14 protein-coding genes are annotated in these 12,938 nt (G+C 65.1%); 4 read left to right on the top strand and 10 right to left on the bottom strand.

Going from position 1 to position 12,938, the window contains the following annotated elements; genetic code table 11:
- Position 1 precedes the first annotated feature (1 nt).
- The 3 genes from P9236_RS05900 to P9236_RS05910 all read right to left on the bottom strand — a co-directional run bounded on the left by P9236_RS05900 (position 2) and on the right by P9236_RS05910 (position 3,824).
- The gene (locus tag P9236_RS05900; RefSeq protein WP_278073674.1) at positions 2-1,084 is read right to left on the bottom strand and encodes an ABC transporter ATP-binding protein; all 1,083 of its coding nucleotides are present in this window, start codon (positions 1,082-1,084) and stop codon (positions 2-4) included.
- On the bottom strand, positions 1,081-2,655 hold the full coding sequence (locus P9236_RS05905) for an iron ABC transporter permease (protein ID WP_278073675.1): 1,575 nt from the start codon (positions 2,653-2,655) through the stop codon (positions 1,081-1,083). Before P9236_RS05905 ends, P9236_RS05900 begins: the two co-directional genes overlap by 4 nt.
- Positions 2,656-2,816: 161 nt before the next feature.
- On the bottom strand, positions 2,817-3,824 hold the full coding sequence (locus P9236_RS05910) for an iron ABC transporter substrate-binding protein (protein ID WP_278073676.1): 1,008 nt from the start codon (positions 3,822-3,824) through the stop codon (positions 2,817-2,819).
- Between P9236_RS05910 and P9236_RS05915 the strand changes: the two genes are divergently transcribed.
- From P9236_RS05915 to P9236_RS05930, 4 genes are all read left to right on the top strand, one after another.
- Positions 3,823-3,990 carry a hypothetical protein gene (locus P9236_RS05915; protein WP_278073677.1) on the top strand — a complete coding sequence of 56 codons (168 nt, stop codon included), beginning with the start codon at positions 3,823-3,825 and terminating at the stop codon, positions 3,988-3,990. The two genes, P9236_RS05910 and P9236_RS05915, sit on opposite strands and share 2 nt — an antisense overlap.
- A gap of 40 nt (positions 3,991-4,030) precedes the next feature.
- Positions 4,031-4,567, top strand: a complete 537-nt coding sequence (locus P9236_RS05920) for a sigma-70 family RNA polymerase sigma factor (protein ID WP_278073678.1) — start codon at positions 4,031-4,033, stop codon at positions 4,565-4,567.
- 1 nt (position 4,568) lies between these two features.
- The gene (locus P9236_RS05925; protein ID WP_278073679.1) at positions 4,569-5,207 is read left to right on the top strand and encodes an NrsF family protein; all 639 of its coding nucleotides are present in this window, start codon (positions 4,569-4,571) and stop codon (positions 5,205-5,207) included.
- 141 nt (positions 5,208-5,348) lie between these two features.
- Positions 5,349-7,310 (top strand): PAS domain S-box protein, encoded by a 1,962-nt coding sequence (locus P9236_RS05930; protein WP_278073680.1) that lies wholly within the window; start codon positions 5,349-5,351, stop codon positions 7,308-7,310.
- Between the two features lie 32 nt (positions 7,311-7,342).
- Here the strand turns inward: P9236_RS05930 and P9236_RS05935 are convergent, their stop codons facing one another.
- The 7 genes from P9236_RS05935 to P9236_RS05965 all read right to left on the bottom strand — a co-directional run bounded on the left by P9236_RS05935 (position 7,343) and on the right by P9236_RS05965 (position 12,927).
- Positions 7,343-8,221: a 3-hydroxybutyryl-CoA dehydrogenase gene (locus P9236_RS05935; protein WP_278073681.1), complete on the bottom strand. Its 879-nt coding sequence runs from the start codon at positions 8,219-8,221 to the stop codon at positions 7,343-7,345.
- 212 nt (positions 8,222-8,433) lie between these two features.
- Positions 8,434-9,363 carry an electron transfer flavoprotein subunit alpha/FixB family protein gene (locus P9236_RS05940; protein ID WP_278073682.1) on the bottom strand — a complete coding sequence of 310 codons (930 nt, stop codon included), beginning with the start codon at positions 9,361-9,363 and terminating at the stop codon, positions 8,434-8,436.
- Positions 9,364-9,387: 24 nt separating this feature from the next.
- Entirely contained in the window at positions 9,388-10,137 is a 750-nt protein-coding gene (locus tag P9236_RS05945) for an electron transfer flavoprotein subunit beta/FixA family protein (protein WP_278073683.1), read from the bottom strand.
- Positions 10,138-10,384: 247 nt separating this feature from the next.
- Positions 10,385-11,194, bottom strand: a complete 810-nt coding sequence (locus tag P9236_RS05950) for a rhomboid family intramembrane serine protease (RefSeq protein WP_278073684.1) — start codon at positions 11,192-11,194, stop codon at positions 10,385-10,387.
- 25 nt (positions 11,195-11,219) lie between these two features.
- Complete coding sequence (locus P9236_RS05955) at positions 11,220-11,801, bottom strand: cob(I)yrinic acid a,c-diamide adenosyltransferase (protein ID WP_278073685.1); 582 nt, start codon at positions 11,799-11,801, stop codon at positions 11,220-11,222.
- A 22-nt stretch (positions 11,802-11,823) separates the two neighbouring features.
- Positions 11,824-12,015: a twin transmembrane helix small protein gene (locus P9236_RS05960; protein ID WP_278073686.1), complete on the bottom strand. Its 192-nt coding sequence runs from the start codon at positions 12,013-12,015 to the stop codon at positions 11,824-11,826.
- Between the two features lie 24 nt (positions 12,016-12,039).
- The gene (locus tag P9236_RS05965; RefSeq protein ID WP_278073687.1) at positions 12,040-12,927 is read right to left on the bottom strand and encodes an SDR family oxidoreductase; all 888 of its coding nucleotides are present in this window, start codon (positions 12,925-12,927) and stop codon (positions 12,040-12,042) included.
- Positions 12,928-12,938: the final 11 nt, after the last annotated feature.

The raw sequence follows: 12,938 nt of genomic DNA on the forward strand, positions 1-12,938 counted from the left end.
TTCAAGCAAACACGTGCGCCTTGCCGATGACGGTGAGACGCACGATCTCGCCAATCGCCGGCGCGTCCATGCCTGTCTTGCGCAGGATGAGCGGCGTGTTGCCGATGGCCGCCGCATCCGGCGGGTCGGGGCTGTTGAGCAACCGCACCGCGATGGTGCAGATAGAGCCGGCGAATTCGGACCCCGTCACTTCGCCGAATAGCATGTCCGGCGTTCCCGACATGCCCTCGCGCGAAGTCCGTTTGAGCAGCACCTGCTCGGGCCTGAGCATGATGCGTGCGACGTCGCGCCGCTCGGCCGTGTCGACCGCGATGCGGCCGAGCGGCGAGATGGCAAAGCCGTCTGCGATCTTGGCCGGCACGATTATGGCGTCGCCGAGGAACTCGGCAACCATCCTGTCCTTGGGCTGGAAATAGAGCTCGCGCGGCGTGCCGACCTGCGAGAACGATCCGTCGCGCATGACGGCGACCTGGCTGGCAAAGGACAGCGCCTCAGCCTGGTCATGGGTGACCAGGATGGTGGTGATGCCCGCCTCTTCCAGAAGCTCGGCAACCGCCTTGCGCATGGATGCGCGCAAGCCGGTGTCGAGCGCCGAGAACGGCTCGTCGAGCAGCATCAGCCGCGGCTTCATGGCCATGGCGCGGGCAAGTGCGACGCGCTGCTGCTGGCCACCGGAGAGCTCGTGCGGCCGGCGCTTGAGGACCGCCTTGTCGAGGCCAACGATATAGGCGAGCTCGACGATGCGCTCCATGCGCTTGTCCTCGCCGCGCGCCATGCCGAAACCGATATTGTCGGCGATGGTGAGATGCGGGAACAGCGCGCCGTCCTGTGCCACCACGCCGATGCCGCGGCGATGCGCCGGCACGGCGGCGCCGCCATTGGCGAGCACCTTGCCGTCGAGCGCGATGCGGCCGCGATCCGGCGCTTCGAAGCCGGCGATCAGCCTGAGCAAGGTGGTCTTGCCGCAGCCGGACGGCCCGACGATCGCGGTGCGGCTGCCGCTTTCGACGGTAAGGTCGACGCCGGCGAGCGCGGCCACCTTGCCGTAATATTTCGCCACGTCGTTGAGTTCGAGGAAGCTCATCGTCCGGCCATCCGCTTCGACTGAACGTAGAGCATCAAGGTCATCGGCAGCGACATCGCGACCATGATCAAGGCGTAAGGCGCGGCGGAGGCGTAGTCGATCTCGCCGCTGTAGGACCAGAAAGCCATCGCCAGCGTGCGGGTGCCGTTCGGCGCCAGCATCTGGGTGGCGGTCAATTCGTTGGTGATGCCGAGCGCCACCATCGCCATGCCGGCCGCGGCGCCCGGCGCCGACAGCCGGATCGTCGTCGCCCACAGCGCCCTGAGCGGCGGCCGGCCGAGACTGGAGGCGGCGCGCTCGAGCTCCACCGGCGCCTGCGCGATCGAGGCGCGCAGGCTGATCAGCGTGCGCGGCAGGAACATCAGCGCATAACCGAAAAGGATAGTGAAGAGCGTCTGGTAAAGCGGCAGTGCGATGCGCACGGTGATGGTCACCAGCGCCAGCGCTATGACGACGCCGGGCAACGATCCGACGATGTAGTTGCAGCTCTCGAGCAGGCGCTGCAACGGACCCGGCGCGCGGATCGAGATCCAGGCCATAGGCATCGCGGCAATGGTGGCAAGCAGCGCGCCGGCGACGGCGAGGAACAGCGTCTGGCCGAGCGCCAAGCCGATTTCGTCCCAGCGCCAGATATCGGCGCCACCGGCGAGCAGCCAGCGGCCGACGGTGACGAAGGGCACGCCGAGCGTGAGCAGCGCGGTGGCGGCGGGCAACAGCAGGCAAGGCAGTGTGGCGTGGCCGAGCCGGACACGCTGCTGCTGGCGCGCCGCGCCGGAGCCGACGCGCGCGTAGCGCTCCTCGCCGCGCACGACCACCTCCACGGCCAGCAGCACAAAACAGCAGGCGACCAGCACGGCGGCGAGCATGTTGGCCGCCGGGCCGTTGAAGGTCGACTGGAACTGGTCGACGATCGCGGTGGTGAAGGTGTCGAAGCGGATGAAGACATAGAGGCCGTATTCGGCAAGCAGATGCAGGCCGACCAGCAGCGAGCCGCCGCAGATGGCCAGCCTCAATTGCGGCAGCACGACACGCGCGAAAACGCGCCACGGGCCGAGGCCAAGGGCGGCCGCCGCATCCTCCAGCGCCGGGTCGAGGCGGCGCAGCGCCGCGGCTATCGGCAGATAGAGGAATGGAAAATAGGCGATGACGGAGACCAGCACGCCGGCCCAGAGCCCATGCAGGCCGGGCACGAGACTGATCCAGGCGTAGCTATGGACGAAAGCAGGAATGGCGAGCGGCGCCACCGACAGCCACGACCACAGCCGGTTGCCGGGCAGGTCGCTGCGCTCGGTCAGCCAGGCGAGCGCCACCGACAGCACGATGGCGACCGGCACCGACACGATGACGAGCAGGATGGTATTGACCAGGAGCTCGCCGACACGCGGCCGGAAGATCAGCGCCAGCACCGTTCCCCAGCCGGTCTGGATCGCTGTCCAGACGATGAAGGCGAGCGGCAGCAGCGCGATCAGCGAAACGAGGGCGGCGGCAAGCGTGATCCATGACGCGGACCGCCGGCTCTGCCTCGCGGCAGCCGGCAGGCCTGGACGCGTGAGGTGGATCGCGGACGCCATCAGAAGGAATGTGCCGCCTTGAAGCGATGTGATGAACCGCTGGTGCGGCCGGGAACGCAGATGATCGTCATCGACGAGGCCATCTCCAAAACAAAAGCGCCCCCGCGGAAAGCGAATTCCCGCAGGAGCACGGTCGGTTGTCCTTTTAGGACGAACGCGAACTAAAGCAAGCCGGCTTGCGTCATCAGATCGATGACCTTCTTGGAGTTCAACTTCACCGGATCGACTTTCGGCGCCTGCAGGTCGGTGAGCGGTACCAGCTTCGGATTGGACTCCTCGCCCTTGCCGACCGCGTATTCATAGGATGTGCCGGTCTTCAAGACCTCCTGGCCGCCCTTGCCGGTGACCCATTTCAAGAAGGCCTGTGCTTCCTTCGGATGCTTGCTCGAGGCCAGAACGCCGCCGCCGGAGATCGACACGAACGCGCCCGGATCCTGGTTCCTGAAATAATGCAGGCCGACGCTCTTGCTGTTCTCGCCGGTCTTTGCCTGATCGCCGAAATAGTAATAGTGGTAGATCACGCCGCCCTCGATCTCGCCGGCATTGACCGCCTTCATCACCGTGCTGTTGCCCTTGTAGGCGGTGGAGTTCTCCTTCATCGCCTTCAGCCAGTCGGCGGTCGCGGCCTCGCCCTTGAGCTCAAGCAGGGCGCTGACGATGGCCTGGAAGTCGGCGCCGGACGGCGAGGCGGCCCAACGGCCCTTCCAGCTCGGATCGGCGAGGTCGAGCAGCGACTTGGGTAACTGGTCTTCCTTGAGTTTGTCCTTGTTGTAGGCAAAGACCGTGCTGCGGGCGGCGACGCCCACCCACTTGCCGCTCGAGGGCTGATATTCCTGCGGAACCTGGGCCAGCGTGTCGGCATCGACCGGCGCGAACAGGCCGGCCGCCTCGACCAGCGCCATGGCGGGCGAATTCTCGGTCAGGAACACATCGGCCGGCGATGCAGCACCCTCGGCGACGATCTGGTTGGAAAAATCGCTGTCGCCGCCATTGCGCAGCGTAACCTTGATGCCGGTTTCCTTGGTGAAGCCCTTCGCCCATTCCTTGGCGAGGCTCTCATGCTGGGCGTTGTAGACGATGATGCCTGCAACTTCCGCGTTTGCCGGGCCGGCGATCAGGCCGAGCGCCAGCGCGGCGGCGCCTGCGAGAGTGGAAAGGGCAAGTTTCATGGGCATCGTCCTCAAATCTGGAGACAGGGGTTCGGGCTCGGGTGCCACCTATAAATACCTGATTAGCATAGTCAACATTCCGGCCCTGCTTCAATCGGTCGCCGCGCCGCAAACTTTCGTGATTTTCCGGCACTTTGGCTTGGACATTATTTCGTCGGCCACGTAACAAACCAGGGCCGAGACGCGAACATCGGGGGTAAACTCTTGTGACCGGCAAGGACGAAGCCGAGCTCTCCCGGCTGCTCAAGGCCGCGATCGCTGGAGACGGAAAGGCTTATGCCGACTTTCTTCGCCGGATAGCCGCTCTCGTTCGCGGCTTCGTCCGGCGCAAGATCGTTCAGGGCGGGGTCGACCCCGAGGATGTCGTGCAGGAAACCTTGCTGGCCATTCATGTGAAACGGCATACCTGGCGCGAGGACGCTCCGGTCCTGCCGTGGGTCTACGCAATCGCCCGCTTCAAGCTGATCGATGCCTTCCGCAGGCGGGGCCGGCGCATCGAGGTCGAGATCGACGAGATCGCCGAGACTTTCGCCGAGCCGGAGGCGGAGACGGTCAGCGAGCGCGACATAAACCGGGCGCTCGACGGCCTGCCGGCTTCGCAGCGCTCTGTGGTTTCCTCGATCTCGGTCGACGGCCACTCGATCGGCGAAACGGCGGCCAAGCTCGGCATCAGCGAGACGGCGGTGCGCGTTTCGCTGCATCGCGGCCTTGCCGCGATCGCCAAAAGGTTCGGACGACAATGACATGAGAACCGAGGATCTCATCAAGGCGCTGGACGCCGATGCCCGCAACAAGGCGATGCCGCTTGGCAGGGCCTGGTGGCTGGCCGTCGGCGTGGCGGTGGCGGTCGCGGCGGCGGTCTTTTTCATGACCATCGGCCCACGTCCGGACATCATGCCGGCCATGCATACGATGCGCTTCATGTCGAAGTTCGTCTTCACCCTGGCGCTCACCGCCAGTGCGTTTGCCTTGATCCGGGCGCTGTCGACGCCCGGTGCGGCGAGCAGGCGGGCAAAGCTCTGGATGACCGCTGCCCCCGTGCTCGTCGTGATCGCGGTGATCGTGGAGTTTTTCGTCGTGCCCGAGGCTGAATGGGGGAGGCGGCTCGTGGGCTCCAACTGGATGATCTGCATGAGCTTCATCCCGCTGATCGGCATCGGTCCCCTGGCGATCTTCCTCGGCATGCTGCGCTACGGCGCGCCGACCCGGCCGGTGCTGGCCGGCGCGGTCGCGGGCCTTTTGGCGGGCGGATTGGCGGCGACCTTCTATGCCGCGCATTGCTTCGACGATTCGCCGCTGTTCGTCGCCACCTGGTACACGATCGCGGTCGCCTTCCTCACCGCGCTCGGCGCGCTTGGCGGGCGGTTTTTCGTCCGCTGGTAGGGTTGCACACCGATCCTTAATCATACCGGCAATTGTTTGCCGGTTAGTGGAGTAGCCGCCGCCGCTCACGCAACCATTCCTTAAAATCGGTCCCCCAGGGTTGCGGCAACGCGCAGCGGCGCATTGGGCGGGATCGCATTTGTGGCGTGGTTGAGTTGGAAAGGTCCGCGGGCCGGCAAGCGCGCCGTGCCCGTCTTGATGGCAGCGGGGCTCGTTGCCCTGACCGCATCGATCCTGTTGCCGGCGTTGGAACTCGGCTCGGACGCGCTGAAGGTTTGCCTGCAGATATCCGTCGCCGTCACGGCCGTCACGCTGTTTGTCTCGGCGCTGTTCATTCGCAAGATCATCGACGACCGCCGGCAGATTGCCGAAAGCGAGCAACGCTTCCGCCGGGCCATGGAGGATTCGGCGATCGGCGTCGCCATTGTCGGCCTCGATGGCCGCATCGTTCAGGCCAATCGCGCCTTCGCCGACATGCTCGGATATACCCGCGCGGAAATCGAGGCGCTGACTTTCTTCCAGATAACGCATCCCGACGATCTGCAGATCGGCCGCGAGACGATGATGAGCCTGAAGGAAGGCAAGATCAATTCCTTCCATTTCGAGAAGCGGTATCTGCGCAAGGACGGCACCCCGGTGTGGGCGCAGCTTGCCGGCTCGGTCATCCGCGAAGAGGAGACAGGCCGCCCTCTCTATCTCGTGTCGCAAATCGAGGACATCGATGCGCGCAAGCAGGCCGAAGCGCGCATCGCCGAAGCGGAGACGCGTTGGAATTTCGCGCTGACCAGCGCCGGACAGGGCGTCTGGAGCCTGGATATGCGCAAGGGCGGCACGACCTATTCCGAAACCTGGGTGAGGATGCTGGGTTATGCCGATGGCGAGCTCGACGGCGACCCCGACCGCTGGCTGACGATGATCCACCCGGACGACCGCGAGTTCGTCGCCGAGGCGGATCGGGCGCACCTTGCCGGCGAGACGCCTTTCTTCGAGGCCGAGTTCCGGATGCGCCACAAGGACGGCCGCTGGGTCTGGATCCTCGATCGCGGCAAGGCGATCGAACGCGACGGCGAGGGACGGCTGATACGCGCCATCGGCAGCCTGACCGACATCACCCAGCGCAAGGAAGCCGAAGAACGCCTCAAGGTTTCCGCAGCGATGCTGGCCGACGAAAAGGAGCGGCTCAGGGTGACGCTGCAGTCGATCGGCGACGCGGTCATCTGCACCGACGCCGCCAATCGCATCACCTTCATGAACCCGGTCGCCGAAAAACTGACTGGCGTTGCCGCCGGCGAGGCGCTGGGCAAGGTGCTTGGCCATGTCTATTGGCCGGTCGACGAGGAAAGCGGGCAGAGGATCGGCTTGACGCGACCTTCGGCAGGCGATTCCCATGACAGCGACCAGAATACCCGCGCCGTTCTCATCCGGCGCGATGAGACTCGCTGCAGCATCCGCCAGGTCGTGTCGCCGATCATGAACGACCGCAACGATTTCTGCGGGCTGGTCATCGTCTTCCAGGATTTCACCGATGCGCGCGCCCTGCAGCGCCAGCTGGCTTACGCCGCCGCCCACGACGCGCTGACCGGGCTCGCCAACCGCTCGAGCTTCATCCGCACGATGGAGGAGCTGGTCGATCAGTGCCGGCTCGATGGCGGCGAGCACCAGTTCATGTTCGTCGACCTCGATCATTTCAAGGTGGTCAACGACACCGGCGGTCACGCGGCGGGCGACGCGCTGCTGAAGCGCGTGGCCGATGCGATCCGCGACGTGCTTGGGCCCGAGGACATCGTCGCCCGTCTCGGCGGCGATGAGTTCGCGGTCGTTCTGAGGTCAGGCGCGCCGGCGCGGGCGGCAACCGCGGCGCGCCTCATCATCGACGCTATCCGCAACCTGAATTTCAGCTGGGACGGCCGTGCGCATTCGATAGGCGCCAGCATCGGGCTCGCACCGATCCGCGCCGGCTGCGGCGAGGTGGACGAGATCATCGCCCGTGCCGACACTGCCTGCTATGCCGCAAAGGCGGCCGGCCGCGGCTGCGTTTCGGCAGCACCGGACGAAGTCTCGAAGGTCGGGGCGACGCCTCTGCCGCTTGCCGCGGCATCCTGAAAGCCGCGCGGGAGGGCGTTTAATCGCTGGGCTCAGCGCGTCGGCACCGGATGGTCGCCGCGATAGTCATAGAAGCCGCGTCCGGTCTTGCGGCCCAGCCAGCCTGCCTCGACATATTTCACCAGCAGCGGGCAGGGACGGTATTTCGAGTCCGACAGGCCCTCATGCAGCACCTGCATGATCGACAGGCAGGTATCGAGGCCGATGAAGTCGGCAAGCTGCAACGGCCCCATCGGATGGTTGGCGCCGAGCCGCATGGCGGTGTCGATGGCGTCGACAGTGCCGACGCCCTCATAGAGCGTGTAGATCGCCTCGTTGATCATCGGCAGCAGGATGCGGTTGACGATGAAGGCCGGGAAATCCTCGGAGACGGTGATCGTCTTGTCGAGGTGATTGACGAAAGCCTTGGCCGCTTCGAAGGTCTTGTCCTCGGTGGCGATGCCGCGCACCAGCTCGACCAGCTTCATCACCGGCACCGGGTTCATGAAATGTATGCCGATGAAACGCTCTGGCCGGTCGGTCTGCGCGGCGAGCCGGGTGATCGAGATCGACGAGGTGTTGGTCGCCAGGATCGCTTCCGGATTGAGCTGCGGGCAGAGCTGGGCGTAGATCTTGCGCTTGACCGTCTCGTCCTCGGTCGCCGCCTCGATCACAAGGTCGGCAGCGGCGAGATCGGCCATGGCGGAGGCGGACGAGATGCGCGCCATCGCCTCGTTGCGCGCCTTTTCCTCGAGTTTCCCGGAACCGACCTGGCGGGCCATGTTGCCGCTGATGGTGGCAATGCCCTTCTCGATCCGGTCTAGCGATAGGTCGTGGATCAGGACCTTGTAGCCGGCCAGCGCCGAGACGTGGGCGATGCCGCCACCCATTTGACCCGCGCCGACAATGCCGATCGTCTCGATCTTGCTCATACCTACCCCATCCCGTCTGGGGCGCTTCCGCTTCTTCGAAGCACGGAAACGCTCCTATCTCTTTGTTTGTCGCAACTCCGAAAAGCCGCTACGCACTTTCCTGGAATTGCCTGAGCCTTAAGCGGCCTGCTTTTTGTGCAGTGCAAACTAAAAGGGCGGGGTGACTTCGTCTACCCCACCCTTCGGATTTTAATATGCCTAAGCAGAAGGCGTCAAAGCGCCTTTTGCAGCTCCGGCAAGATGACGAAGAGATCGCCGACGAGGCCATAGTCGGCAACCTGGAAGATCGGTGCCTCCTCGTCCTTGTTGATGGCGACGATGACCTTCGAATCCTTCATGCCGGCAAGGTGCTGGATGGCGCCGGAGATGCCGACGGCGATGTAGAGGTCGGGAGCGACAACCTTGCCGGTCTGGCCGACCTGCCAGTCGTTCGGGGCATAGCCGGCGTCGACCGCCGCGCGGGACGCGCCAACGGCGGCGCCGAGCTTGTCGGCGACGGGCAGGATGACTTCCTGGAACTTCTCCGACGAGCCCAGCGCACGGCCGCCAGAGATGATGATCTTGGCCGAGGTCAGCTCCGGACGGTCGTTCTCGGAGAGCTTGTTCTCGACGAAGGAAGAGAGGCCGGGGTTGGCCGCGGCGCCGACCGTCTCGACCGAGGCCGAGCCACCCTCGGGCGCGGCCGAGAAGGAGGCGGTGCGGACCGTGATCACCTTCTTGGCGTCGGTCGACTGTACCGTCTGGATGGCGTTACCGGCATAGATCGGCCGCTTGAAGGTGTCGGGCGAGACCACCTCGATGATCTCGGACACCTGCGCGACGTCGAGCAGGGCCGCGACGCGCGGCGCGACGTTCTTGCCGGCCGACGTGGCCGGCGCGACGATCGCGTCGTAAGAGCCGGCGAGCGACACAACGAGCGCGGCCAGGGGTTCGGCGAGACGCTCGGAGAGCTCATCGGCTTCGGCCAGCAGCACTTTGCGAACACCTTTCAGCTTGGCGGCGGCGTCAGAGGCGGCCTTGGCGCCCTTGCCGGCAACCAGCACGTCGACGTCCGAGCCGATCTGGAGGGCCGCCGACAGCGCCTTGGCGGTCTGGTCGGAAAGGGTTGCGTTGTCGTGTTCGGCGATGAGGAGAATTGCCATTTTCCTGTTCCTTTCCCGACCGCTTCAGAGCACGCCGGCTTCGTTCTTGAGCTTCTCGACGAGCTCGGCGACGCTCTTGACCTTGACGCCCGCCTTGCGGCCGCCAGGCTCCTCTGTCTTGATGACCTTGAGGCGCGGCTTGACGTCGGCGCCGTAGTCGGCCGGGCTCTTTTCGTCGAGCGGCTTCTTCTTGGCCTTCATGATGTTGGGCAGCGAGGCGTAGCGCGGCTGGTTGAGGCGAAGGTCGGCGGTGACGATCGCAGGCATCTTCAGTTCCACCGTCTGCAGGCCGCCGTCGACCTCGCGCGTCACCTTGGCATGATCGCCGGCGAGCTCGATTTTGGAGGCGAAGGTGCCCTGCGCCCAGCCAAGCAGCGCCGCCAGCATCTGACCAGTCTGATTGCTGTCGTCGTCGATCGCCTGCTTGCCGAGGATGACGAGGCCGGGCTTCTCGGCTTCGACCACGCCCTTCAGCACCTTGGCGACGCCGAGCGGCTCGGTCTGCTCGTCGGTCTTGACCAGGATGGCACGGTCGGCGCCCATGGCGAGCGCGGTGCGCAGCGTCTCCTGCGCCTGCTGCGGACCGATCGAAACGACAATGATCTCTTCCGCCTTGCCGGCTTCCTTGATACGGATCGCTTCCTCGACCGCGATCTCGTCGAACGGGTTCATCGCCATCTTGACGTTGGCGAGCTCGACGCCCAGTCCGTCGGCCTTGACCCGGACCTTGACGTTCGCATCCACAACCCGCTTCACGGGCACAAGGATCTTCATTTTCCTGTCACCTCTCCTGAGATAGTCGGGCGCGCTATAGCAGTGTGCGCCTTGTCAGAGTTGTCGAAAGCCGACATTCCGGGCGGAATTCTGGCCTTCGACCGCCAAGAACCTTTCCACCCCGATCTTTCGATTGCGCATGATCTTTTCCGAAAGCGGTTCCCACTTTTCGGGATCATGCCCAGGGTGGCGTTTCCGTAGTGGCGGCAATCCGGCGCGTCAATATGCACGACGCACTCAAATCGGTTCAATCCCGAGGCGACGCAGCGCCGCGGCCCCATTGCGGCGCCGGCTGGGCAGGGGTTTCGGGTGTTGCCCCCGACTCCGTCGGAACGGGCACCTGCTGGACATTCGGCGTGGGGTCCGGCTCGCCGTCGGCGCCGGCAAGCAGCGGCACGCCGCGGCTGCGCAGCACCAGAACAAGAAAGGAGCCGGCGACGATGCCGCCGATATGGCAGGCCCAGGAAATCTGGTCCTCGCCGCCGGCGGCAAACATCACGATCTGGAACAGTATCCAGAGGATGAGCGGGATGAAGGCGGGAATGCGCAGGGGAATGCGCGCAAAGGCCAATACCCAGACCTTAACCCGCGGATAGAGGATCAGATAGGCGGCGACCACGCCGGCGATGGCGCCGGAGGCACCGATCAGCGGCACCTGCGAATCCCAGCCAACCAACCCTTGAACGAAAGCTCCCGCCGCTGCGCAAGCCAGGTAGAAGATCAGGTAGCGGATATGGCCGAGCGCGTCTTCGACATTGTCGCCGAACACCCACAGGAACAGCATGTTGCCGCCTAGGTGGAAGATGTCGGCATGCAGGAAGGAATAGGTGAGATAGCTGAGGCTTTCGGGAATGACGACGAATTCGGGCGACAGCTCGACCTTGTCGTGAACCACCGAAGGGATGAAGCCGAGGCCAAGCACCGCCGCGTTGGTGAAGTTTTCGCCGCCGAGCGTGGTCGCGAAATAGACCAGCGCGTTCACGACGATCAGGCCGATCGTCACATATTGCAGCCGGATGTGGCGCAGCCTGTTGGTGTCATAGAGCGGGATGAACATAGGACCCTCCCGCCATACCCGATTGTCAGCGGTTCTTGCCGGGAACCCATAGCACGTCGGCATTTCCATTGTCATTGACCGCGCGGGCGGCGACGAACAGGAAGTCCGAGACGCGGTTGATGTATTTCAACGCCTCGCGGTTGACATGCTCGGCCGGATGCTGCGCCAGCGCAACCATGACGCGCTCGGCGCGCCGCGCCACCGTGCGCGCCAAATGCAGGGCAGCCGCCGCCGGCGTGCCGCCATTCAGCACGAAGGACTTCAGCGGCTGCAGGTGCTTGTTGAGAAGATCGATGTCCTTCTCGACGCGCTCGGTCTGCGCGGCGACGATGCGCAGCGGCTCGTAGTCGAGCGGCTTGCCCTCGTCCGGCACCGCCAGATCGGCGCCGAGGTCGAAAAGGTCGTTCTGGATGCGCGAAAGCATGGCGTCGATCGCAGGACGATCCGCTCTGGTGTGCAGGCGCGCCATGCCGATGCAGGCATTGGCCTCGTCCACCGTGCCATAGGCCTCGACGCGCAGGTCCGATTTCAGCCGCCGCGCGCCGCTGCCGAGCCCGGTGGTGCCGTCGTCGCCGGTGCGGGTATAGATCTTGTTGAGCTTGACCATGTCGTTCTCCTTCCGGCGAACGTCATTTGCGAGTGAACCAGACGACCAGCAGGATCAGCGCCAGGGCCACGGCCTGCAGCAGAACGCGCGCCTGCATCAGCTTGTTTGAGGTCACGCCGGAGCCGCCGCGCATCATGTTGACGAGGCCGCGGATCAGCACGACGACCACGGCGGCCATGACGATCAGGGCGAGGATTTTGAAGACGGTTGCCATGGACTGGCTCCAGTTCGGTTTCGGTCAGGCGCGCCTGGCGAGCACGCGGTAGAGCGCTGATGCCGGCAGGATGCGCTTGAGCAACACACCGATCTTGGCCGGCACCGTTACCACATAGTGCGGGCGTGGGCGCTGTGACAGAAGTGCGTGGCGCAAGGCGGCGTGGACCACCTCCGGCCCGGGCTTCAGCCGCGAGACGCTGCCGCCGGCCTGCAGCCGCGCAACCTGTGCCTTGTAGTCGGCGCGGTGGGCGGAGTGCTCGATGTCGATGTTCTTCAGGAACCACGCCAGGCCGTTGCTGGCGATCTTCGAGGTCACCGGCCCCGGCTCGATCAGCGAAAGGTGGATGCCGCTGCCTTCGAGTTCCTGGCGCATGCACAGCATCAGGCCTTCGAGGGCATGTTTCGACGCCGAGTAGGCGCCGCGAAAACGGACTGGAGCCAGTCCCAGGATCGAGGAGCAGTGGACGAGGCGGCCGTGGCCCTGGCGGCGCATGACCGGTACGATACGCCGCGTCAGATCGTGCCAGCCGAAGAAATTGGCCTCGAACTGCTCGCGCAGCGCCTCCACGGGCAGGTCCTCGACGGCGCCGGGCTGTGCGTAGGCGCCGTTGTTGAACAGCGCGCCAAGCGTGCCGCCTGTGCGCTCCAGCGCGGCGTCGGCCAGCGCGGCGATGGATTCCGGCTCACGATAGTCGAGATAGAAGGCCTCGATGCCATCAGCCTCGAGAGCGGCGATGTCGGCCGGCTTGCGCGCCGTGGCGAACACGCGCCAGCCTTCCGCCCGCAACGCCCGCGCGCAATAGGCGCCGATCCCTGAGGAGGCGCCGGTGACGATGATGCTGCGCAACTGTTCAGCAGTGGGCAACGTTGTCTGACCCCGGGGTTGCCATTTGCAGCAATCACTTCCCATATTCGCGGCGT

The organism is Mesorhizobium sp. WSM4884, from assembly GCF_029625675.1.
Lineage (GTDB): Bacteria > Pseudomonadota > Alphaproteobacteria > Rhizobiales > Rhizobiaceae > Mesorhizobium.